The organism is Rugamonas brunnea, assembly GCF_014042345.1.
In the GTDB taxonomy this organism is placed as follows: domain Bacteria; phylum Pseudomonadota; class Gammaproteobacteria; order Burkholderiales; family Burkholderiaceae_D; genus Rugamonas; species Rugamonas brunnea.
Window position 1 is genome coordinate 109,512 of the sequence record NZ_JACEZT010000013.1, and the last position, 22,389, is coordinate 131,900.

23 protein-coding genes are annotated in these 22,389 nt (G+C 65.0%); 6 read left to right on the top strand and 17 right to left on the bottom strand.

Features of this window, described 5'->3' with window-relative positions; translation table 11 throughout:
- Positions 1–264: 264 nt before the first annotated feature.
- The 11 genes from cobA to H3H37_RS18830 all read right to left on the bottom strand — a co-directional run bounded on the left by cobA (position 265) and on the right by H3H37_RS18830 (position 13,251).
- A complete protein-coding gene (cobA, locus tag H3H37_RS18780) occupies positions 265–1,047 on the bottom strand; it encodes a uroporphyrinogen-III C-methyltransferase (RefSeq protein ID WP_182165345.1) in 783 nt (260 codons plus the stop codon).
- Positions 1,048–1,057: 10 nt separating this feature from the next.
- Positions 1,058–2,233 carry a CmpA/NrtA family ABC transporter substrate-binding protein gene (locus H3H37_RS18785; protein ID WP_375540017.1) on the bottom strand — a complete coding sequence of 392 codons (1,176 nt, stop codon included), beginning with the start codon at positions 2,231–2,233 and terminating at the stop codon, positions 1,058–1,060.
- A 260-nt stretch (positions 2,234–2,493) separates the two neighbouring features.
- A complete protein-coding gene (locus tag H3H37_RS18790) occupies positions 2,494–3,117 on the bottom strand; it encodes an ANTAR domain-containing response regulator (protein WP_182165351.1) in 624 nt (207 codons plus the stop codon).
- Positions 3,118–3,252: 135 nt separating this feature from the next.
- Entirely contained in the window at positions 3,253–3,930 is a 678-nt protein-coding gene (gene can, locus H3H37_RS18795) for a carbonate dehydratase (RefSeq protein WP_182165354.1), read from the bottom strand.
- A 109-nt stretch (positions 3,931–4,039) separates the two neighbouring features.
- Positions 4,040–5,164 (bottom strand): molecular chaperone DnaJ, encoded by a 1,125-nt coding sequence (gene dnaJ, locus H3H37_RS18800; protein WP_182165357.1) that lies wholly within the window; start codon positions 5,162–5,164, stop codon positions 4,040–4,042.
- 129 nt (positions 5,165–5,293) lie between these two features.
- A complete protein-coding gene (gene dnaK / locus H3H37_RS18805) occupies positions 5,294–7,237 on the bottom strand; it encodes a molecular chaperone DnaK (protein ID WP_182165359.1) in 1,944 nt (647 codons plus the stop codon).
- Positions 7,238–7,343: 106 nt separating this feature from the next.
- A complete protein-coding gene (gene grpE / locus H3H37_RS18810; protein ID WP_182165362.1) occupies positions 7,344–7,880 on the bottom strand; it encodes a nucleotide exchange factor GrpE in 537 nt (178 codons plus the stop codon).
- A gap of 441 nt (positions 7,881–8,321) precedes the next feature.
- A complete protein-coding gene (hemH, locus tag H3H37_RS18815; protein WP_182165365.1) occupies positions 8,322–9,428 on the bottom strand; it encodes a ferrochelatase in 1,107 nt (368 codons plus the stop codon).
- Between the two features lie 87 nt (positions 9,429–9,515).
- A complete protein-coding gene (recN, locus tag H3H37_RS18820) occupies positions 9,516–11,201 on the bottom strand; it encodes a DNA repair protein RecN (protein ID WP_182165368.1) in 1,686 nt (561 codons plus the stop codon).
- 44 nt (positions 11,202–11,245) lie between these two features.
- The gene (locus tag H3H37_RS18825) at positions 11,246–12,148 is read right to left on the bottom strand and encodes an NAD kinase (protein ID WP_182165371.1); all 903 of its coding nucleotides are present in this window, start codon (positions 12,146–12,148) and stop codon (positions 11,246–11,248) included.
- A 197-nt stretch (positions 12,149–12,345) separates the two neighbouring features.
- Complete coding sequence (locus tag H3H37_RS18830; protein ID WP_220456501.1) at positions 12,346–13,251, bottom strand: DUF3667 domain-containing protein; 906 nt, start codon at positions 13,249–13,251, stop codon at positions 12,346–12,348.
- Positions 13,252–13,432: 181 nt separating this feature from the next.
- On the opposite strand from H3H37_RS18830, the gene H3H37_RS18835 reads away from it, so the two are divergent.
- From H3H37_RS18835 to gloA, 4 genes are all read left to right on the top strand, one after another.
- Positions 13,433–13,672, top strand: coding sequence for a hypothetical protein (locus tag H3H37_RS18835; protein WP_182165373.1), 240 nt, complete (start codon positions 13,433–13,435; stop codon positions 13,670–13,672).
- Positions 13,673–13,699: 27 nt separating this feature from the next.
- Positions 13,700–15,103, top strand: coding sequence for a PQQ-dependent sugar dehydrogenase (locus H3H37_RS18840; RefSeq protein ID WP_182165375.1), 1,404 nt, complete (start codon positions 13,700–13,702; stop codon positions 15,101–15,103).
- An 89-nt stretch (positions 15,104–15,192) separates the two neighbouring features.
- Positions 15,193–15,618: an OsmC family peroxiredoxin gene (locus H3H37_RS18845; protein ID WP_182165377.1), complete on the top strand. Its 426-nt coding sequence runs from the start codon at positions 15,193–15,195 to the stop codon at positions 15,616–15,618.
- Between the two features lie 102 nt (positions 15,619–15,720).
- Entirely contained in the window at positions 15,721–16,128 is a 408-nt protein-coding gene (gloA, locus tag H3H37_RS18850) for a lactoylglutathione lyase (RefSeq protein ID WP_182165379.1), read from the top strand.
- A gap of 27 nt (positions 16,129–16,155) precedes the next feature.
- Here the strand turns inward: gloA and H3H37_RS18855 are convergent, their stop codons facing one another.
- The 4 genes from H3H37_RS18855 to H3H37_RS18870 form a co-directional block, all read right to left on the bottom strand.
- The gene (locus H3H37_RS18855; protein WP_182165381.1) at positions 16,156–17,460 is read right to left on the bottom strand and encodes a TolC family outer membrane protein; all 1,305 of its coding nucleotides are present in this window, start codon (positions 17,458–17,460) and stop codon (positions 16,156–16,158) included.
- A 104-nt stretch (positions 17,461–17,564) separates the two neighbouring features.
- A complete protein-coding gene (locus tag H3H37_RS18860; RefSeq protein WP_182165383.1) occupies positions 17,565–17,888 on the bottom strand; it encodes a rhodanese-like domain-containing protein in 324 nt (107 codons plus the stop codon).
- A 10-nt stretch (positions 17,889–17,898) separates the two neighbouring features.
- The gene (locus H3H37_RS18865) at positions 17,899–18,552 is read right to left on the bottom strand and encodes a protein-L-isoaspartate O-methyltransferase family protein (RefSeq protein ID WP_182165385.1); all 654 of its coding nucleotides are present in this window, start codon (positions 18,550–18,552) and stop codon (positions 17,899–17,901) included.
- Between the two features lie 164 nt (positions 18,553–18,716).
- Positions 18,717–19,367, bottom strand: coding sequence for a TetR/AcrR family transcriptional regulator (locus H3H37_RS18870; RefSeq protein WP_182165387.1), 651 nt, complete (start codon positions 19,365–19,367; stop codon positions 18,717–18,719).
- A gap of 191 nt (positions 19,368–19,558) precedes the next feature.
- Here H3H37_RS18870 and H3H37_RS18875 point away from each other — a divergent pair, with 191 nt between their 5' ends.
- Both H3H37_RS18875 and H3H37_RS18880 read left to right on the top strand, forming a co-directional pair.
- Complete coding sequence (locus H3H37_RS18875; RefSeq protein ID WP_182165389.1) at positions 19,559–19,831, top strand: type II toxin-antitoxin system Phd/YefM family antitoxin; 273 nt, start codon at positions 19,559–19,561, stop codon at positions 19,829–19,831.
- A complete protein-coding gene (locus H3H37_RS18880; protein WP_182165456.1) occupies positions 19,809–20,105 on the top strand; it encodes a Txe/YoeB family addiction module toxin in 297 nt (98 codons plus the stop codon). Before H3H37_RS18875 ends, H3H37_RS18880 begins: the two co-directional genes overlap by 23 nt.
- Here the strand turns inward: H3H37_RS18880 and H3H37_RS18885 are convergent.
- Together H3H37_RS18885 and H3H37_RS18890 are read right to left on the bottom strand one after the other, a co-directional pair.
- Positions 20,102–21,085: a fumarylacetoacetate hydrolase family protein gene (locus H3H37_RS18885; RefSeq protein ID WP_182165391.1), complete on the bottom strand. Its 984-nt coding sequence runs from the start codon at positions 21,083–21,085 to the stop codon at positions 20,102–20,104. The two genes, H3H37_RS18880 and H3H37_RS18885, sit on opposite strands and share 4 nt — an antisense overlap.
- A gap of 155 nt (positions 21,086–21,240) precedes the next feature.
- Positions 21,241–22,353, bottom strand: a complete 1,113-nt coding sequence (locus H3H37_RS18890) for a transporter (RefSeq protein ID WP_182165393.1) — start codon at positions 22,351–22,353, stop codon at positions 21,241–21,243.
- Positions 22,354–22,389: the final 36 nt, after the last annotated feature.

Genomic DNA, 22,389 nt, shown 5'->3' on the forward strand with positions numbered 1-22,389 from the left:
CGGTCCTCCGTTAGACCGGCGAAATTTGGTGGGGATCGCCTTTGATCCCTTACCCTACCTATTGCAAGAGGTGTGCCAGCTGTATCGGGACGGTGCTGTATGGGGAAACAGCGGGGAAAAACGGGGAAAGCGAGAGGAAAGCGTTGCTGGAGAGCTAGTTTGGACGGCTTTGGTGCGGCTTAGGTCCAGATTCGGTGCAGATTCAGTGCGATGTTGCGGTGCAGCGACGCACGCTAACGGTGCGCGCGCTGCACTGGGGTCCGGTCAGCCGCAGGCGCGGGCGCCCGCGCTGGCAAGCTCGTGCTCGGCCAGCATGGCGGGCCAGTCGTCGGCGCAACGCACCACGTCGCCGATGACGATGATGCTGGGGCTGCCCAGGCCGCTGGCGCGCAGCGCGGCCGGCAGTTCGCCCAGCGTGGTCAGCAACTGGCGCTGCGCGCTGCGGGTGGCCGACTGCACCACGGCCACCGGCGTGGACGGGTCCGCGCCGCCGTCGAGCAGGCCGGACTGGATCGCTTCGCAGCGGGCCACGCCCATGTATACCACCAGCGTCAGCCGGCTCTGCGCCAGTGCGGCCCAGTTCGGCTCGGACGCGGCATCCTTGCCATGGCCCGTGACGAACACGGCGCCCTGGCTCCACGCGCGGTGCGTGAGCGGCACACCGAGCGTGCCGGGCGCGGCCAGCCCGCTGCTGATGCCGGGCACCACCTCGACGGCGATGCCTTGCGCCTTCAGCGTGGCCCGCTCCTCGCCACCGCGGCCGAACAGATAGGGGTCGCCGCCCTTCAGGCGCACCACGTGGTGGCCGGCGCGGGCCTCGGCCACCATCAGCCGCTCGATGAATTCCTGCGGCGTCGATTCGCAGCCGCCGCGCTTGCCCACCTGGATCACGCGCGCGCTGGGCGCATGCACCAGGATCTCCGGGTTCACGAGGTCGTCGATCAGCACCACGTCGGCGCGGGCGATGGCTTTCACAGCCTTGATGGTCAACAGGTCCGGGTCGCCGGGACCGGCGCCCACCAGGGTGACACTGCCTTGCTGGTTCATGGTGATCTCCTCAGAAAGTTGCAGTTTCGGCCGGGGCCTGGGCCCGGTGCCGGATAGGAAACGCGGCGGCGTAGGCGCGCGGGTCGCGGCCATCCCAGACAATGCCGTCCATCAGCTTGGAACTGCGCAGCATGCTGTCGGGCACGGGGGTGCCGCTCATCTCGGCGGCCTGGCGGTACAGGCCGATCTGGTGCACGTGGCTGGCCACGGTCAGGTATTCGGGGTCGCGCGTGATCAGGCCCCAGCGCCGCAATTGGGTCATGAACCACATGCCGTCCGACAGATAGGGGAAATTGGCGGCGCCGTTTGCGTGGAATTGCAGGCAATACGGGTCTTGCCAGTTCTTGCCCAGGCCATTTTCATAATGGCCGAGCGCGCGCGGGGCGATCACGTCGCGGCTGGTGTTGACGTAGCTATGGCCGGCCAGGATTTCCAGCGCGGCCAGCTTGTTGGCCGGCGACGCCTCGATCCACTTGCCCGCGTCCAGCACGGCGGCCACCAGCGCGCGGCAGGTGTTGGGATGATGCTTGACGAAGGCGGCCGTGGTGCTCAGCACCTTTTCCGGGTGGTCGGGCCAGATCTGCTGGCTGGTGGCGGCCGTCACGCCCACGCCGTCGGCCACGGCGCGGTGGCCCCACGGCTCGCCGGCGCAAAAGCCGTCCATGTGGCCGGCGCTCAGGTTGGCCACCATCTGCGTGGGCGGCACCGTGATCACGCGCGCGTCGCGGATCGGGTCCACGCCGTTGGCGGCCAGCCAGTAATACAGCCACATGGCGTGGGTGCCGGTGGGGAAGGTCTGGGCGAACGTGTAGGTGCGCGGCGCGCCCTGCATCAGGGCCGCCAGCGACGGGCCGTCCACGGCGCCCTGCTCGGCCAGCCGGCGCGACAGCGTGATGGCCTGGCCGTTGCGGTTCAGGTTCATCAGGATCGCCATGTCCTTCTGCTGCCAGCCCACGCCCAATTGGGCGCCGTAGACCATGCCGTACAGCAGGTGGGCCGCATCCAGCTCGCCGCTGACGAGCTTGTCGCGCACGCCGGCCCACGACGCTTCCTTGCGCAGCACGATCTTGATGCCGTATTTCTCGTCCATGCCCAGCACGGACGCCATCACCACGGTGGCGCAGTCGGTCAGCGGATTGAAGCCGATCTTGACGGTTTGCTTTTCCGGTCGTAAGGCGCTGCTCATGGCCGCGCTCCGGTTGGCTGGGTTCGCATGTGGGTACATGTCATCGCAGTGCTCTCCATCGGAAAATAAAAAGGCGCCCTTCCCGGCATGCTCGCTGGCATGCGGTGCAGACGCCCTTGTCTTTTGCGGCCCGGCCGCCGTTGGCCGGACCCGCTACGCTATGGTTTGCAAGGACCATGCCATGCATTTACGGGGATTTGGCCGCCGCCGGGCCGGAAAAAACGCACTGTTTTTGTGCCGCGCACCATTCTGGACGGCATTCAGCCCAGCAAGTCCTCGACGTCGAGGATGCGCTGCGCGATTTCGGCCAGCTTGAGGTTCTTGTTCATGGCCATGTTGCGCAGCTTTTGGTAGGCCTGGTCTTCCGTGAGCCGGTGGCGCGCCATCAGCAAGCCCTTGGCGCGCTCGATCACCTTGCGCTCGGCCAGCTTGTGCTTGGTGTCCGACAATTCGGTGAGCAGCTTCTGCTCCTGCTTGAAGCGGGCCAGCGCCACGTTAAGCACCGGCTTGATGCGGTCGGCCTTCAAGCCGGCGACGATGTAAGCGCTCACTCCGGCTCGCATGGCCTGCTCCATGGACTGTTCGTCCTCGCTTTCCGTGAACAGCACGATGGGGCGGCGCTCGTCGCGGGTGGCCACGACGATGTGTTCGAGCACGTCGCGGGCGTCCGATTCGGCGTCGATGATGATCATGTCCGGCTGCAACTGGGCGATCTGGTCGGGCAGATACATGTCGGCCGGCAGCGAGGCGAGGATGTCATAACCGGCCTCCTGCAAGCCCTCGCGCAGGGCCTGGGCCCGCGCCGCCTGCGCGCGCTGGGCCACGTCGCCCGCGTTGGCGGCCGTGATGACGGTGTTGACGATGATGATACGTAGATTGCGCATGGCTGGTTCTGGTGGCAGCCGAGTAGTCAAGGCGTGCAAAAGTTAAACTTCATGCAGCTTAACGCTAGCAAGAACCGCACCACGCGCGAAGGGTGGCCGGGGCGGGCGGCGGAACCGGCCGCCCCGGCGGCGGCGTCAAGCCGGTTGCTGGTCGTACTTCTGCAGGCGGGCAGCCAGGCGCGGCGCCAGGTCCTCGCCACCGGTGACCGTCATCTCCAGGTCATGCAGCAGACCATCCTTGAGGCCGTAGACCCAGCCGTGCACGGTCAGTTCCTGGCCGCGATCCCACGCGTCCTGGACGATGGTGGTCTGGCACACGTTGACCACCTGCTCCACCACGTTCAGTTCGCACAGGCGTTCGGAGCGGGCGGCGGTGTTGAGCACGTCACCAAGGTAACGCTCATGCTTCTGGTTCACGTCCTGCACGTGGCGCAGCCAGTTGTCGGCCAGGCCCACACGGGCGCCCGTCATGGCCGCGTGCACGCCCTTGCAGCCATAGTGGCCCACGATGATCACATGCTTGACCTTCAGCACGTCGATGGCAAACTGCAGCACGGACAGGCAGTTCAGGTCCGAGTGTACCACCACGTTGGCGATGTTACGGTGCACGAACACGTCGCCCGGCGCCAGGCCCAGCAGTTCGTTCGCGGGCACCCGGCTGTCGGAACAACCGATCCACAGATATTCGGGCGAAGCCAGTTGCTCCAGGCGTTTGAAAAACTCGGGATCGCGATTGACCTCCGATTGGGCCCACTGGCGATTGTTACGCAGCAGGTCTTGCAGGGGGGAATTACCGATCACTTGCTCGCTCATTTCGTCCTCTCTACATAATAAAACCGCCGTTCTGTCCCGGAGGGCATGGCGGCGGTCTGTCTGTGGACGCCGAAGCGTCCTGGATGTGTGGAGCGAATTCTACCTGAAATTACTCAAAGAAGTCTTTGACCTTGTCTTTCCAGGTTTTGCTCTGCGGGCTGTGCTTGGCGCCGCCCTCGGTGGTGGCCTTCTCGAACTCGCGCAGCATGTCCTTTTGCTTTTCCGTCAACTTGACCGGGGTTTCCACGGCCACGTGGCAGAACAGATCGCCGGCGTAACCGGAGCGCACGCCCTTGATGCCCTTGCCCTTCAGGCGGAAGGTCTTGCCCGACTGGGTGCCTTCGGGAATTGTGAACGACACCTTGCCCGACAGCGTGGGCACTTCGATGTCGCCGCCCAGGGCCGCCTTGGCGAACGAGATCGGCATTTCGCAATGCAGGTCGTCGCCTTCGCGCTGGAACACTGGGTGCGGCTTGATGTGGATCTCCACGTACAAGTCGCCCGACGGGCCGCCATTGGTGCCCGGTTCGCCGTTGCCGGACGAACGGATGCGCATGCCGTTGTCGATACCGACCGGGATCTTCACTTCCAGCGTCTTGTTGCGCTTGATGCGGCCCGCGCCGCCGCAAGGCGAGCAGGGGTCGGTGATGATCTTGCCCGTGCCGTGGCACTTGGGGCAGGTCTGCTGGATGCTGAAGAAGCCTTGCTGCATGCGCACCTGGCCGTGGCCGCCGCAAGTCGAGCAGGTCGACGGCGAGGTGCCGGGCTTGGCGCCGGAGCCATGGCAGGTGTCGCACTTGTCCCACGACGGCACGCGGATCGTCGTGTCGAAGCCGTGCGCAGCCTGTTCCAGCGTGATTTCGAGGTTATAGCGCAAGTCGGCGCCGCGGTACACCTGCGGGCCGGCGTTGCGGCCGCGGCCGCCGCCACCGAAGATGTCGCCGAAGATGTCGCCAAACGCATCGCCGAAGCCGCCGCCGCCGAAACCGCCGCCGCCACCCATGTTGGGATCAACGCCGGCGTGACCATAGCGGTCATACGCTTCGCGCTTCTCCGGGTTGGTCAGCATCTCGTACGCTTCTTTGACTTCCTTGAATTTTTCTTCCGACTCTTTGCTGTCCGGATTGCGGTCCGGATGGTATTTCATCGCCAGTTTGCGATAAGACTTCTTGATCTCGTCTTCCGTGGCATTTTTTGCGACACCGAGTGTCTCGTAGAAATCACGCTTTGCCATGTTGTCGGCACCTTGCTGTATTTACTGATGTACTGATTATGCGAAAAAGCCGAGCGACCACCATCAGGCTCGCCCGGCTCGGCAGGAGAGCGCGGCGCAGGGGAGCCCCACGCCGCGCGGATGCCTGGATTACTTGCTGTCCTTGACTTCCTTGAAGTCGGCATCGACCACGTCGTCCTGCGGCTTGGCCTGCTCTTGCGCGCCAGCGTGCTGCTGGGCGCCTTCGCCGCCGGCCGCAGCCTGCTGCGCCTGCATGTCAGCGTACATCTTCTCACCCAGCTTCTGGGACGCGGTCGACAGCGCCGCCACCTTGGCGTCGATCTCGGCCTTGTCGCCGGACTTGATCGAGCCTTCCAGCTCGGTGATGGCCGCTTCGATCTTCTCCTTCTCGCCCGCTTCCAGCTTGTCGCCGTATTCGGTCAGCGACTTGCGGGTCGAGTGCACGAGGGCGTCGGCCTGGTTGCGCGATTCGGCCAGTTCCTTGATCTTCTTGTCCTCTTCCGCGTTGACTTCGGCGTCCTTCACCATCTTCTGGATTTCCGCTTCCGTCAGGCCGGAGTTGGCCTTGATGGTGATCTTGTTTTCCTTGCCGGTGGCCTTGTCCTTGGCGCCCACGTGCAGGATGCCGTTGGCGTCGATGTCGAAGGTCACTTCAATCTGCGGCGTGCCGCGTGCTGCCGGCGGGATGCCTTCCAGGTTGAATTCGCCCAGGCCCTTGTTGCCGGCCGCGATTTCACGCTCGCCTTGGTAGACCTTGATGGTCACAGCAGGCTGGTTGTCGTCGGCGGTCGAGAACACTTGCGAGAACTTGGTCGGGATCGTCGTGTTCTTGTGGATCATCTTGGTCATCACGCCGCCCAGCGTTTCGATACCCAGCGACAGCGGGGTCACGTCCAGCAGCAGCAGGTCCTTGCGGTCGCCCGACAGCACGGAACCCTGGATGGCGGCGCCCACGGCCACGGCTTCGTCCGGGTTCACGTCCTTGCGTGGATCCTTGCCGAAGAATTCCTTGACCTTTTCCTGCACCTTGGGCATACGGGTCATACCGCCGACCAGGATGATGTCATCGATGTCCGACACTTTCACGCCGGCATCCTTGATGGCGGTGCGGCATGGCTCGATGGTGGCGTTGATCAGCTCTTCCACCAGCGATTCCAGCTTGGCGCGGGTCATCTTCAGGTTCAGGTGGACCGGCGCGCCGTTCGCCATGGCGATGTACGGCTCGTTGATCTCGGTCTGCTGCGACGACGACAGTTCGATCTTGGCGCGCTCGGCCGAAGCCTTGATGCGCTGCAGGGCGATCGGGTCCTTCTTCAGGTCCAGGCCGTTGATCTTCTTGAACTCGTCGATGATGTAGTCGATCACGCGCTGGTCGAAGTCTTCGCCGCCCAGGAAGGTGTCACCGTTGGTCGACAGCACTTCAAACTGCTTCTCGCCGTCCACGTCCGCGATCTCGATGATGGACACGTCGAACGTGCCGCCGCCGAGGTCATACACGGCGATCTTGCGGTCGCCCTTTTCGGTCTTGTCCAGGCCGAAAGCCAGCGCGGCCGCGGTCGGTTCGTTGATGATGCGCTTGACGTCCAGGCCGGCGATGCGGCCGGCGTCCTTGGTGGCCTGGCGCTGCGAGTCGTTGAAGTAAGCGGGCACGGTGATGACGGCCTCGGTGACTTCTTCACCCAGGTAGTCTTCGGCCGTCTTCTTCATCTTGCGCAGCACTTCTGCGGAGATCTGCGGCGGCGCCAGCTTCTTGTCGCGCACGCCGATCCAGGCGTCGCCGTTGTCAGCCTTGATGATCGAGTAAGGCATCAGGCCGATGTCCTTCTGCACTTCCTTTTCCTCGAACTTGCGGCCGATCAGACGCTTGACGGCGAACAGCGTGTTCTTCGGGTTGGTGACGGCCTGGCGTTTGGCAGGCGCGCCGACGAGGATTTCACCATCTTCCTGGTAAGCAATGATCGACGGCGTCGTGCGCGCGCCTTCGGCGTTTTCGATTACCTTTGGCTGACCATTTTCCATGATGGAAACGCAGGAATTTGTGGTTCCCAGATCGATACCGATAATTCTACCCATGATTGTTTTCCTTATTTGCTAAAGTTCAGATGGTTCTAATGTGTGGAAATGCTGTACGTTTTCAAGTGCTTACCGCAAAATTTCCCACGATGTCAGCGGTCGCCGTTTATTTGGCCTGGGCCGCCGTCACGATGGCCGGGCGCAGCAGGCGGTCGGCGATCATGTAGCCTTTTTGCAGGACGGACACGACCGTGTTGGCTTCCTGCTCGGCCGGCACCACAGCCACGGCCTGGTGCTTGTTCGGGTCGAGCTTGTCGCCCTGGGCCGGCATGATTTCCAGCAGGCGGTTCTTCTCGAACGCCGAATTCAGTTGCTTCAAGGTCATCTCGACGCCTTCTTTCAGCGATTCGAGCGAAGGCGACTCGACCTTCAGGGCCATTTCCAGGCTGTCCTTGACGGGCACCATGGCCTCGGCGAAGCTTTCCACGGCGAATTTATGCGCCTTGGCCACGTCCTCCTGGGCACGGCGGCGGATGTTCTCGCCTTCGGCCTTGGCGCGCATGAAGGCGTCGTGCATTTCAGCCAGACGCGCCTCGGTGGCGGCCAGTTGCTCTTCCAGAGTGGGCTCAGCGGGAGTCGAAGCTTGGGCCGACGCCTGATCCGCCTCGGGATTAGGTACAGCTTGGTTTTCCTGATCTTGCATCTAAAAGACTCCTACATTCATATTGTTTGACTAAGCATAGACAACTGCGCTGTGCAGGCAGATGGGGCTTTTCCCTGTCGTTTCAAGGGGATTTCCCACCGTCCCGGCCGGCGCCGCCTGTGTCATGTAACAACGGTTACAAAACTTCTGATACGCGCAGATTCCTTTTTGCTAAGAACCGGCTAGTATGTAAACAGACAGCTCAGCAGCCAGCTCAGCAGACGGCTCAGCAGGCCGTTTCCCCGGGAGTGCCTCATCATGAAGTTGCCATTGATCGCAGCATCCATCCTCGCCTACATCATCCTGGCGACCGCCTGGCTGTGCTACTCGGCCGATCCCCTGGGCCGGCTATTTTAACAGGCTGGCACTCGTCACTGCCAAGTGCTGATTATGCCGCGCCGGCGCGCGGAGTTCCACCCCTCGCATCAGGTTGTCGCTTTTTTACGCGGCCGCGCCGCGTTTGAGGGCCGCGTCGCGCCCCAGTTCCGCCTCTTTTTTCAGCAGCGCGCGCTGCGACGGCGTGGTCAGCGTGGGCCAGCCGACCAGATGCTGCTCGGCAATATCGGCCAGCGCCGCGATCCAGCCGGGGTTGGCGTTCAGGCAAGGGATGTAGTGGAATTCGCGGCCGCCGGCCGCCTCGAAGTCGTGCCGCACCTCCATCGAGATTTCCTCCAGCGTCTCCAGGCAATCGCTGGTGAAGCCGGGGCACAGCACGTCGACGCGCCGCACGCCGTCGCGCGCCAGTTGCTGGACCGTGGGCGCCGTGTACGGCTGCAGCCATTCGGCCTTGCCGAAACGGGACTGGAAGGTGACCACGTATTGCTCGGGCGTGAGCTTGAGGCGGGCCGCCAGCAGGCGGGCCGTCTTCAGGCATTCGCAGTGGTAGGGATCGCCCAGCAGCAGCGTGCGCTTGGGCACGCCGTGGAAACTGATGACCAGTTTGTCGGGACGGCCGTTGGCCTCCCAGTGGGCCTGCACCGACTGTTCCAGTGCTTGGATATAGCCCTCGTGGTCGTGGTAATGCTTAACGAAGCGCAACTCGGGCACGTTGCGCACCCGCGCGTAGTGGCTGAACACGGCATCGTAGATGGAGCCGGTGGTGGTGCCCGAATATTGCGGATAGGCAGGCAGCACGGCGATGCGTTCGCAACCGTCGGCCTGCAACTGGCCCAGCACCTCGGGCAACGACGGGCTGCCGTAGCGCATCGCCATCACTACCTTGACGTCGTGGCCGCGCTCGCCCAGCAAGCCTTGCAGGTACTGCGCCTGCTGCTGCGTGTACACCTTCAGCGGCGAGCCTTCGCGGGTCCAGATCGAAGCGTACTTGGCCGCCGATTTGCCGGAACGGAACGGCAGGATGATCAGGTTCAGGATGAACCACCAGACGGCGCGCGGGATTTCCACCACGCGCGGGTCGGACAGGAATTCCTTCAGATAGCGCCGCACGGCGGGCCGGGTGGCCTCATCGGGCGTGCCCAGGTTGACCAGGACGACGGCGCTGCGTGGCACTTTGCCATGGGTGTGGGGTGGTTCCGGAAGAAAGGTCATGGCGAGCGGGGTGGTGGACGGAGCTTGCCATTATAGTTAAGTTGGCGGGCGCGGGGGGATGCCTGTCCCCGCGCGCCGTCACGCCCTTCACGAGGCCAGCAACTCGCGCGCGTGCTTGCGCGTGGTGGCCGTGATTTCCAGCCCGCCCAGCATGCGCGCCACTTCCTCCACGCGCGCCTTGGCGTCGAGCACGTCGATGCGCGAGGCCGTCTTGCCGTTCTCCAGCGTGCTCTTGGCCACCTGGAAGTGCTGGCCTGCCTGGCTGGCCACCTGCGGCAAGTGGGTCACGCACAGCACCTGCCGTTCCTGCCCCAGCCGGCGCAGCAAGCGCCCCACCACCTCGGCCACGCCGCCGCCGATGCCGCTGTCGACCTCGTCGAAGATCAGGGTCGGCGTGGTGGTGGCGTTGGAGGTGATGACGGAGATGGCCAGCGCGATGCGCGCCAGTTCGCCGCCCGAGGCCACCTTGGCCAATGGCCGTGGCGCCACGCCCGCGTGGCCGGCGACGAGGAATTCCACCTGCTCCAGGCCGTGGCTGGCCGGCTCGCAGGCGTTGAGCGCGACCTCGAAGCGGCCGCCCGTCATGTTCAGGTCCTGCATCGCGCGCGTGACGGCCTCGCCCAGCTGGCGCGCCGCCTGCGCGCGCGTGGCCGACAGGCGCTGCGCCACCGCCAGGTAGGCCGCCTTGAGTTTTTCCTCCTGCTGGCGCAAGCCGTCCAGGTCGGTGGCGTCGGCCAGCTGGCGCAGCTTGGCCGCCAGCGCCGCGTGCTCCTCGGGCAGCTGCTCCTCCATCACGCGGAACTTGCGCGCCGTGGAGTGGATCGCTTCCAGCCGCGCATCGACCTGGCGCAGCCGGTCCGGGTCCAGCTCGACCCGGTCCAGGTAGCTGTTGAGCGCATACGCCGCTTCCTGCAATTGGATGCGGGCCGGCTCGATCAGGTCGACGATGGCCTGCAATTCCGTGTCGATGCCGGCCAGCTTGCCCAGCTTCTGGTTCAGGGCCGACAGTTGCGACAGCACCGGATGGTCGTCCGCCTCGGAAATAACGGCCAGCGCTTCCTGCGCGCCTTCCAGCAGGCTGGCCGCGTGCGACAGGCGGCTGTGCTCGTTGCTGATCTCGGTCCACTCGCCGGGCCGCACGGCCAGCTTGTCCAGCTCGCCCACCTGCCATTCCAGCCGCTCGCGCTCGTACAGCACGTTGGCCGCGTTGGTTTCGTATTCCTCACGCTGGCGGGCCAATGCGCGCCAGGCCTTGTAGGCGGCGGCCACGGCCTTGCCGTCGTCGGCCGCCGTGGCGCGCGCGCCGCCGTCGGCGGACGATTGCAAGGCCTGGTGATCCAGCAGCAGGCGCTGGGCGTCCGCCTTGAGCAGCGACTGGTGCGCGTGCTGGCCGTGGATATCCACCAGCAAATCACCGAGTTCGCGCAACTGGGCCGCCGTGGCCGCGATCCCGTTGATGTAGGCCTTGGAGCGGCCCGCGTTGTCGATCACGCGCCGCAGCAGGGCGCCGCCCTCGTCGGCCGCGTATTCATTGGCCTGCAGCCACGCGGCGGCCTGCGGCGTGACGGCGAAGTCGGCCGTGATGTCGGCCTTGGCCGCACCCTCGCGCACCACGCTGGCGTCGCCGCGCCCGCCCAGCGCCAGCGTCAGCGCGTCGATCAGGATGGACTTGCCAGCGCCGGTCTCGCCCGTGAAGACGGAAAAGCCGGCGGAAAATTCCAGTTCTATCGTATCGACGATGACGAAGTCGCGGATGGTCAGGGTACGCAGCATGGTGGGCTAAAGGTGGTCGCTGGTTGGGTGGTCGGTGGGCCGGATTAGCTGAGCTTGCCTTCGCCGGACGGGTATTCGTTCCAGTGCAGTTTTTCGCGCAGCGTGTGGTAGTAGCTCCAGCCTTCCGGGTGCAGGAAGGTGATGGTGTGGGGCGAACGCTTGATCAGGATGCGGTCGTGCGCCATCAGGCTGGCGAAGGTCTGCATATCGAAATTGACGCTGATGTCGCGCCCGCGCATGATCTCGATTTCGATCAGGCTCGATTCGGGCAACACGATGGGCCGGTTCGACAGCGCGTGCGGCGCGATCGGCACCAGGCCGATGCCGCCCAGGCTGGGGTGCAGCAACGGCCCGCCGGCCGACAGGGCGTAGGCCGTGGAACCGGTGGGGGTGGCGATGATCAGGCCATCGGAACGCTGGTTGTACATGAAGTGGCCATCGACGTCCACGCGCAGCTCGGCCATGCCGGCGCCCGCGCCGCGCGACACCACCACGTCGTTGACGGCCATGCCCACGTGGATCACGTCGCCGTCGCGCAGCACCTGGCCTTCGAGCAGCGTGCGGCGCTCGGCCTGGAAGCTGCCGGTCAGCATCTTGGCCAGCACGTCGAGCATGCCGTCGAGCGGGATGTCGGTCATGAAACCGAGCCGGCCCTGGTTGATGCCGATCAGCGGCACGTCGTATGGCGCCAGCTGGCGCGCGATGCCCAGCATGGTGCCGTCGCCGCCCATCACGATGGCCAGGTCGGCATGGGCGCCGATGTCGATGGGGCTCATGGCCCGGGCGCCCGTCAGGCCCAGGTGGGCCGCCGTCTCCTCCTCGAACACCACCGCGTGGCCCCGGCGCTCCAGGAACGCGACGATGCGGCCCACCGATTCCTCGATGTTGTCCGTGTTCTGGCGGACGACGAGCGCGATGGTGTGGAACGGGACATGCAAGTCAGGCATAGGAATCTCGGCGAAGTGAGGGGTAGCGACACGCAGCAGGGTAACCGATAACGCCGGCTTCTGCCATCGCGGCCGCTGCGCGCTGGCCGGATACCCGGTCGCGCGCCCGCACGGCGCAACCATGAAATACTGTATGGGTGAACAGTATAGTGTGGCGGCCGAGCGCTGGCAAGCGGCGAGGCCGCCGTCCGTGGCCGTCAGTGGCCGGCCGTCAGCACGCCGGCGCCGATGGTCAGCATGAAGCCGACGGCCATGGTCACGGAATATGCGGCCATCAGCGCCAGCCAGCGCCAGGCCGTGGCGAACTTGCCGCCCTGGTAGACGCGCCGCATGGCCCACGGCAGATAGGCCAGCAGCCAGATCCACAGCGCGAACTTGCCGATGCCGGGCAGGGGCAACATCAGGCACATGAACATGGCGAATGCGAAGGCGTTCACATGCAGCGCGAACAGCAAGTGCTCACCGTAGCGCTTGCCGGAGCCCAGGTACAGCACCTTCAGGTACAGCGCGAACATCGGCAGCAGCAGGAACATCGCATACGGCGCGAAATGGTAAAAGCCTTCCTTGAACACATCGACGCGCTCGGCGTCCGTCAGGCCGGACAGGTATCGTTCCTGGTGCGCCAGCTTGGCCGCACCGGCCGGCCAGATGTCCTTCAGGCCGGTGACGAGCAAATCGCCGCCATCGTCGGCATCGATCAGCACCACGTCGCGCCGTTGCTGGCTGGCCGGCGCGTGCGCCGCGCTGGCCGCGACCGGTTCCCGCTCCGCCAGGTTGATCGGGACCGCCAGCTTGATCAGCGCGAAGAACAGCACGCTCAAGGTCAGGTACAGGCGCAGCGGCTGGACGAAGCGCACGCGCCGGCCCCGCAGGTACTCATTGGTCAGCGCGCCGGGGCGGAACAGCAGCCGTCCCAGCGTGCCCCACAACTTGCCTTCCAGCGCCACATAATGGCCGATGAACTCGTGCAGGAATTCGCGCGTGCTGGGCGGATGGAGCACCGTCTCCTGCCCGCACTGGTGGCAGTAATTGCCGCTGACGGTGGCCTGGCAGTTGGCGCAACGCGACGGCGCGGCATGGGCAGCGGACGATTCAAGCTTCAAGGCGCATCCTTCACAAACGGGGACCGGCGTGGTCGCAACATTAATAATGGCGAAATAGTAACCGAATTTCCATCCAAAAAGACAACGCCAGCACGGGCCGGCAAATGCTCCCAATTGCGCGACCACCGTCCACCGCGCGCGCTAAGATAGCCACTTCACGCCTTAACCGGAAAGGCAGATCATGGCGACAACAAGCAAGCCCGGCACTGGCCCCGGCGGAGGCCATTTGCCGCACGAGCGCGACGAAACGACGGAACAGCCTGCGCGGCGCCCGCGCACCATCATCGAACAGGCCAGCAACGACCTTGAACGCGGGCTGGTCGACACCGACCTGCATGGCGTGCGCGGCGTGGAGCAAGTCAAACCCACGGCCCCCAAACCCGGCGGCGCCGCCCCCAAGCCCGATGTGCGGCGCGACTGAGGGCGGACGGCCATGCGGCGCATACGCATGACGAAGCTGCTGGCGTGCCCGGCCTTGCCGGCCCCGGCCCCGGCATTGGCACCGGCATCGGCCCCGGCATTGGCCCCTTCACTGCCCACGTCGCTGGCCCGGGCCCTGCCCTTGGCGCTGGCCCTCGCGCTGGCCGGCACGTCCACGCAGGCCCAGCCGCAGTACCCGCCCGGCTTCGGCCCGCACCCGGACCTGCCGGAACCGGTGCGTGCGCTGATCCCCACGGTCGCGGTCGCGCCGGTGGCGCGCTGGAAGGACGATGAACATCCGGTGCCCGCCGCCGGCTTCCAGGTGCAAGCCTACGCGCGCGGCCTCGATCATCCGCGCTGGCTCTACGTGCTGCCCAATGGCGACGTGCTGGTGGCCGAAACCAACGCCCCCGCGAAGGCCAACGCCGGCCACGGCGTGCGCGGCATGATCACGCGCCACCTGATGAAAAAAGCGGGCGCCGGGGTCGCCTCCGCCGACCGCATCACCTTGCTGCGCGGCCTGGGCGCCGACGGCACGGCGGCCGAGCGCACGGTGTTCCTCGACCAGCTTACATCGCCATTCGGCATGGCGCTGGCCGGCAACAAACTATACGTGGCCAACACCGACGCCGTGCTGCGCTTCGACTACCAGGAAGGCCAGACCAGCATCGCCACACCCGGCGCCAAGGTACTCGACTTGCCGGCGGGCCCGCAGAACCAGCACTGGGCCCGCAACCTGCTGGCCGCGCCCGATGGCCGCACGCTGTACGTGAGCGTCGGCTCCAGCAGCAACGTGGGCGAGAACGGACCGCAGGCGGAAACGGGCCGCGCCGCCATCTGGCAATTCGACATCGCCAGCGGCAAGGCGCGTCCCTATGCCACCGGCTTGCGCAATCCGGTCGGCATGGACAGCGAACCGCACAGCGGCCAGTTGTGGACCGCCGTCAATGAACGCGACGAACTGGGCGACGAGCTGGTGCCGGACTACATGACGGCCGTGCGCGACGGCGCCTTCTACGGCTGGCCGTACAGCTATTTCGGCGCCCACGTGGACGCGCGCGTATCGCCCGCGCGCCCCGACCTGGTGGCGCGCGCCGTCGCGCCCGACTATGCGCTGGGCGCGCATACGGCATCGCTGGGGCTGGCCTTCTACCGGGGCCAGTTGTTCCCGCCCAGCTACCGCGAAGGCGTCTTCATCGGCCAGCACGGCTCGTGGAACCGGCGCCCGCCCAGCGGCTACAAGGTGATCTTCGTGCCGTTCGCCAACGGCACGCCGTCCGGCCCGCCGCGGGATTTCCTGATCGGTTTCCTGGACCGCAAGGGCACGGCCCATGGCCGCCCGGTGGGCGTGGCCGTGGCGCGCGACGGCGCGCTGCTGGTGGCCGACGACGTCGGCAACACGGTGTGGCGCATCACACCCAAGGCGCGCTGAGGCCGGGCTGGCCTTATGTGCGTCTCCGAACGGAGCCGGGCGCACGGCCGCGTCATGATGGCGCATCGCAAGTGACACAGGAGCACATCATGAAACGCACTGGAACGGCCGTCTGGAGCGGTGACCTGAAAGGCGGCAGCGGCAAGGTGGCGACCGAGAGCGGCATTCTCGACAACGTCTCGTACGGCTACCACAGCCGCTTCGAGCATGACGCCGGCACCAATCCCGAAGAACTGCTGGGCGCGGCCCACGCGGCCTGCTTCACGATGACGGTGGCGGGCGAACTGGCGGCCGCCGGCCTGAAGCCGCGCAGCCTGATCACCACGGCCACCGTCTCGCTGGGCAAGGTGGGCGATGATTTCCAGATCGGTTCGGTGCACCTGAACCTGATCGCCTGCATTCCCGGCGCCAGCCAGGCCGCGTTCGAACAGGCGGCGCTCAAGGCCAAGCTGGAGTGTCCGTTGTCGCGCGTGCTGAACACCCACATCACGCTGGACGTGCGGCTCGATCACTGAAGCGCTTGCGGGGCGGCGTGGCCGGCGCCCGCGCCGGTCCCGGCATGGTTGCGTCAAAACGCATAGAATGCGGCTTACTCTCCACCGACATGAAAGACCACCATGCGTATTTTGCACACCATGCTGCGGGTAGGCGACCTGCAACGTTCGATCGATTTCTACACCAAGGTGCTGGGCATGAAATTGCTGCGCACCAGCGACAACCCGGAATACAAGTACACGCTGGCCTTCCTCGGCTACGGCGCCAATCCCGAGCACGCGGAACTGGAACTGACCTACAACTATGGCGTGAGCAGCTATGAGATGGGCACGGCCTACGGCCATTTGGCCATTTCGGCCGACGATATCGTGCGGGCATGCGAGGCCGTCAAGGCCAACGGCGGCAACGTCACGCGCGAGCCGGGCCCGGTGAAAGGTGGCTCGACCGTGATCGCCTTCGTGACCGACCCGGACGGCTACAAGATCGAACTGATCGAGCGCCAGTTCGACGGCGCCGGCGCCGGCCTGTAATACCGCGCCGGCCCGCCCTGGCTGGTGTTAATGCGCCAGCAGGGCGTTGACCGTGTCCAGGTCTTCCGGCTTGAGCGAACCGGCCGCCGCCTTCAGGCGCAGGCCGGCCATGATGGTGTCGTAACGGGCCTTGGACAGGCTCTGCTGGGTCGAGTACAGCAGCTTCTGGGCGTTCAGCACGTCGATGTTGATGCGCACGCCGACCTGGTAGCCGAGCTTGTTCGAATCGAGCGAGGATTTGCTCGACACTTCCGCCGCCTCCAGCGCCTTCACCTGCGCCAGCCCGCTGTTGACGCCCAGGTAAGCTTGGCGCGCGCCCTGCGCGGCGGCGCGCTTGGTCGCCTCCAGGTCGTTGCGGGCCTTGTCTTCCAGCGCGATCGATTCGCGCACCTTGCTGGTCACGGCGAAACCGCTGAACAGCGGCACGTTCCACTGCACGCCGATAGAATTGTTATTGACGATGTTGGTGCCGGTCTGCATGTTGTGCTGGTTGCTGGCCACCAGGTTGACGGTCGGATAGTGGCCGGAACGGTTGCGCTCGATGTCGCGCTTGGCGATCTCCAGTTGCAGCTGGGCGCCCACCACCGCGTAGTTCTGGCCTTCGGCCGAGCTGACCCACGGCTCCATCGCGGCCGGCTGGGGAGCGGCGATGGTCACGCCGGCGCGCAGCGGCGCCAGTTCGGCCGGCGCCTGGCCGACGATTACCTGCAGCGCCGTGCGCTTGTTGTCGAGGTCGTTGATCGCGGCGAATTCCTGCGCCACCACCAAGTCATAGGCGGCCTGCGCCTCGTGGGTGTCGGTGATGGTCTGGGTGCCGACCTCAAAGTTGCGCTTGGCCGAGGCCAGCTGCTCGGTGGTGGCCACTTTCTGGGCCCGGGTCGAGGTCAGGAAATCCTGCGCCGTCAGCACATCGAAGTAAGCCTGCGCCACGCGCACGATCAGATCCTGCTGGGCCTGGGCATAGCTGGCCTCGGCGGCCGCCTGCACCAGTTTGCTTTGCTGGTATTGCTGCCAGCTGGCCCAGTTGAACAGGGGCTGGGTCAGCGTGACCTGGTAATTGTTGACGTGATAATTGGTGTCCACCTTGGGCGCCGGATTGACCTGGGCGTCGCCCGTGTTGCGGCTGTTGGAGCCGCTGGCCGAGATGAACGGCAGCAGGCCGGCCCGGCCTTGGGTGATGCGCTCCTCCCCCGCCGTCAGGCTGGCGCGGGCGCTGGCGAAGGTCGCGTCATTGGCCAGCGCCTGCTGGTACACCTGGACCAGATCGGCCGCCTGTGCGTTGAACGTCATGAAAGCGCTGGCGATCAGCACGGCGATAAGGGGTCTCTGCATTGCGTTCTCCGTGGGAGTCATCAAAAAAAGTTAATCATATCAAAAAGACACCATTCATTGCCGCCGAAGCCAGCGCCGCGTCGCCGCGGCCTGGGCTTGCCTGATCAGTACTTGGGCATCGCGTGGTCGACCTGCACGGCCCACGCGTGCACGCCGCCGGTCAGGTTGCTCACCTTGCCGAAGCCGTGACGCTCCAGGAAGGCGGCCACCTGCAGGCTGCGGGCGCCGTGGTGGCAGATGCACACGATGGCAGCATCCTCATCGAGGTCGTCGATGCGGGCCGGAATGGTATGCATGGGGATCAGGGTCGAACCGGCGATGCGGCACGTCTCGAATTCCCATGGTTCACGCACGTCCATCAGGAAGGGGCTGGGGCGGGCCTCGTCGGCCAGCCAGTCCGCCAGCTCCAGCGCGGTCAGATGCTGCATGGCGCCCCGCTCAGAACGTGAAATGCGACGGTGCCGAGGCTTTGCTCAGCAGCTTCACATTGGTTTCAAACAAAGTCCGGGTGTCGTAGCCGGCCTCGCCCGTGCGGGTGACCAGCTGCGCCTTCATCAGCGGCGCTTCACCGATGATGGCCACCAGGCGGCCGCCGACCTTCAACTGTTGCAGGAACGCTTCAGGCAGGGTGGGCAGGCCGCCGGAGATGACGATCACGTCATACGGTGCGCCCTGCGACCAGCCGTGGGCGCCGTCGCCCAGTTCCACCGTGGCGTTGGTCACGCCGTTGTCGGCCAGGTTCTTCTCGGCCAGCGCCTTCAGTTCCGGATCGATTTCCACGGTCGTCACGTGACGACCCTTGTGCGCCAGCAGGGCGGCCATGTAGCCGCTGCCGCTGCCGATTTCCAGCACATTTTCGTGCTTCTTCAGTTTAACTTCCTGCAACAAGCGCGCTTCCAGCTTGGGGCTGAACATGCTCTGGCCGCCTGGCAGCGGGATTTCCGTGTCGACGAAGGCCAGGTTTTTGTGCGCGGCCGGCACGAAATTCTCGCGCTTGACCACCACCAGCAGGTCCAGGACGTCTTGGTCCAGCACATCCCAAGGACGGATTTGCTGTTCGATCATGTTGAAGCGGGCTTGTTCGATATTCATCTTATGACTCGGTGGAAAAAGAATAATCCGTCATTTTATCGTTGATCTGGCAAGGAAGGCACATGTTAACGAGAAACCTGACGGGACGCGGGAAATTGCGACAGTCTGCAGTTTGAGGGGGTTGAAGTGGCCAAATCGCCCCGCCATGGTGGTGCGCACGGGCATCAGGCGACGTTGGCGCCCGGCGGCAGCAAGCCGTTCAGGGCCATGTCGATGAACGCCGCCATATAGGCTTGCGGGTCCAGCGCCGACATGTCGCAGGGCAGGAAGGAGTGGGTCCACATCATCAGCATCAGCACCGGGGCCGTCAGCACGGGGGTCATCACGTCCGGGTCCAGCGGGCGGAATTCGCCGCGCGCCACGCCGCGCACCAGCACACTGGAGATCAGGCGGTTGCCGCGCTCGATCACTTCCTCGTTGTAGAACTGGGCCAGGTCGGGGAAATTATTGGCTTCCGCCATCATCAGCTTGGTGATGCCGGCCAGCTGGGTGGCGCCGATCTGGTCCCACCACCGCATCAGGATGGCGCGCAGCAATTCGCCGCTGTGGCCGTCGAATTCGGCCACGCTCTGCTCGGCCTCGCCGATGGCGTTCACGATGTGCTCGCGCACCACGGCCTTGAACAGTTCTTCCTTGTTCTCGAAATAGAGGTAGAGCGTGCCCTTGGACACGCCGGCGCGGCGCGCCACATCTTCCAGCCGGGTGGCCGCGAAGCCACGTTCAACGAACTGGCCCAGCGCGGCGGCCAGCAATTCCTGCGGCCGCGCATCTTTGCGCCGCTCCCAGCGGGGCTTGGATTCGGGTGGGGCTTGCATAGGGTTCCAGTTTAACTTACTTTCAAGTCATTAATATAGACGGGCCTGCCGCCAGCGTCAAGCCGGGGGCTGAACAACCGGCATGGCGGAACGGTCCAGGCACAAGCATCTGCACAATATTTACGCATTGTACAAAACTCTGTACCATGAACCTACGCAGACCACCTGCCGGAACACAAAGGACCAATCCCATGAACATTTTCACTTTCAGCGAGGCACGCGCCGGACTGAAGGCGGTGATGGACGAAGTCTGCAACGACCACAGTCCGGCCGTCATCACGCGCCAAAACGGGGAAGCCGTCGTCATGCTGTCGCTGTCCGATTTCAATAGCATCGAGGAAACGCTGTATCTGCTCGAATCCCCGAAAAACGCCAGCCGCCTGCTTGCATCGTTCGAGCAATTGAAAGCCGGCAAGGCCAGGAAACGGGAGCTTGTCCGCGATGAAGAATCACAAGGCAAGTAACAAGGAGCAAGCCAGGCACGCGGCCGTCGCCTTCACCGACATTGGCTGGGAGGACTACCAGCACTGGCAGGAGGCCAGCCCCAAGCTTTCGGAAAAGATCAACGAACTGATCGATGCCATCATTGCGGATCCCTTCAAGGGCCCGGGCAAGCCGGAGCCGCTTAGAGGCAATTTAACAGGACTGTGGTCGCGTCGGATCGACCGCGAGCACCGCCTGGTGTACATGGTGGAAAGCGGCACGGTGTATGTGGTCGCGTGCCGCTACCACTATTAGCGGCAGAACGTCCCCCGGTGTAGGTCCGTCTCCATATTTAACTGATGTTTTTTCTCAATGGTGTTGGTCAACGTTCCGATCCCGTCAATTTCCAGTCGCACGGCATCGCCCGCCTGGGGGAAACGTCCCAACTCCAGGCCGCAGCATCCTGGCAAGGTGCCAGTTGACAGGACATCCCCGGCTCGCAATGATTCGCCCCACGCCGCATAGGCGACCATGTCGCCAAGGCCATACATGCTGTTGGCGGTGCTGCCCTCGCACCAAACATCGCCGTTGACGCGGACACGGCCGCGGATGTCCCCCCAACGAGGCAGGACTTCGTCTGGTGTCACGACGATGGCGCTCATCGCGCCGGCAAAGGTCTTGGCCTTGACCAGACCGCCGAACGTGCCTTTGCGCGTATCGTCCCACTGCATATCGCGCGCGCTCCAGTCGTTCATCACCACAAAACCGCCGATCGCATCGACGGCACGTTCCGGACTCGGGTTGCGGGTCTCCCTTGCTATGACGACGCCGATCTCCAACTCGAAGTCCAGCACCCCTGCGAAGGCTGGCCACGACAAGGCGGCGCCATCGGGGATCACGGAGCGATGGTTGGACATGTAGAACTGCGGATAGCGATAGAAATTTGCCCGAGGCTTCAGGGCTGGGAAAACTTGGCCCGTCACCAACTCGTAGCCCTTCGCGATATGGCGCAGCAAAGGGGGGGCAAAGCGCCGCACCATGCCTTTGGCGCCGTTGACCATGTGTGATTCCCACAAGGCATAGGCGCGCAAAGATTGCAGCGGGAACGGTAGCCCGGACGGCGCAACGCCGGTCGCCTGACGACGCCGGGCGTGCTCAAGCAGAGCAAGCTGCTGATCCGACGTCAGCGCCAGGATCTCAAGCAGGGGGGCGCCGCCATGAGGCGCAACGCACAACCATTGCTGGGTAGCCTCATCCCAGGCAACAACGCCGGCGCCACTTAAACCATATCGCATCGCATCTCCAAACGGACAACATTGACACAGCGCGGTCACGCTACGCGCGCCACGGGTCGGATCGCCCATCCCGAACCAGCACGGACATACCGACACCGCACACCCGCCGCCCCATGCCCGCCGCCCGGCGTGCAGGGACGGGCGGGCATGGCGCATCAGAACACTTTGACCAGGCGCAACTGGGTAAAGTCGCCGTGCTTGGCGTTGCGCGAAGACGTGGTGGTCATGTATTGCAGTGTCAGCGCGGCGTCGATGCCCGGCACCTTGGTGGTGAAGAACATGCCCGCGCTGTTCGAGCGGAAGCGGCTGGCGCCGAACGGGTTGTTGTCGTCATCCTGGTACTGGCGCAGATAGACGCCGTGCACACCGACGACACCGACCGCCGTCTTGTAGCCCGCCGCCGCCTCGACGCTGACCCAGTTACCGCTGCGCAGTTCATTGTCCTTGTTGCGGGTATTCAGCCCCACCGACATTTTGGTGGCCAGTCCGATCTCCGGGGTCGGCAGCCAGGCCAGTTGCAGCGCGGGCCGCAAGGTATAGTAATTGCCGGTGCTGATATGCGGTCCGGGGCTGGTGTCGTACTTCCCGGTCGGCAGCACCACGCTCGCGCCGGCCAGCACATGCACCTGCGTCCCCGTGTACAGCCAGCCGGCTTGCAACTCGACGTCGCCGATACCGGTCACTTCGCCGCTGAAGTCGGCCGACTGGGCGTCCACCTGCGCCTGGTACTGCGCGCCGAACTGCGCCTGCACCGCGGATTGCACCGGCGCCGGGATGGCGGGATTCCAGTTCAAGCCCGGCGTGCTGGCGGTGATGTTGACGTCCTGTTTCTTGCGCCCATAAGGCACGTCGACCACGAACGCGAACTGGCCGCCGGCATAGCGTTCGGGCGTGATGTAGCCGATGGCGAGATCGACCCGCGTCATCGGGCCGGTGGCGTCGAAATGGGCGGTGCTGGTGCCGTAGGTGGGATACAACGCGGCAGGCGTGGGCGCCGGCAGCGGCACCACGCCGCCGGGCAGCGTGGTGGAGATGGCCTGGCCATCGTTGCCGGTCACCTTGCTGACGCTGATGTGGGTGACGGCGACGCCGCCCGCCCACCCTGCCTGGTCGGGCGGCACGAACATCTCGCCGCCAAGGCTGCCGGCCATGTTGTAGCGCGGTTCGAACGCTTCGGCCGCGTGGGCCGGGGTGGTCCCGGCCAGGCCCACGCACAGGGCGGCGGCGGCCGGAATGGCGCGCAGTGCGCCGGTCTTAAAATCGATCATGTTGGTCTCCTCGTTGTTATGGTTTGTACTGGTGCT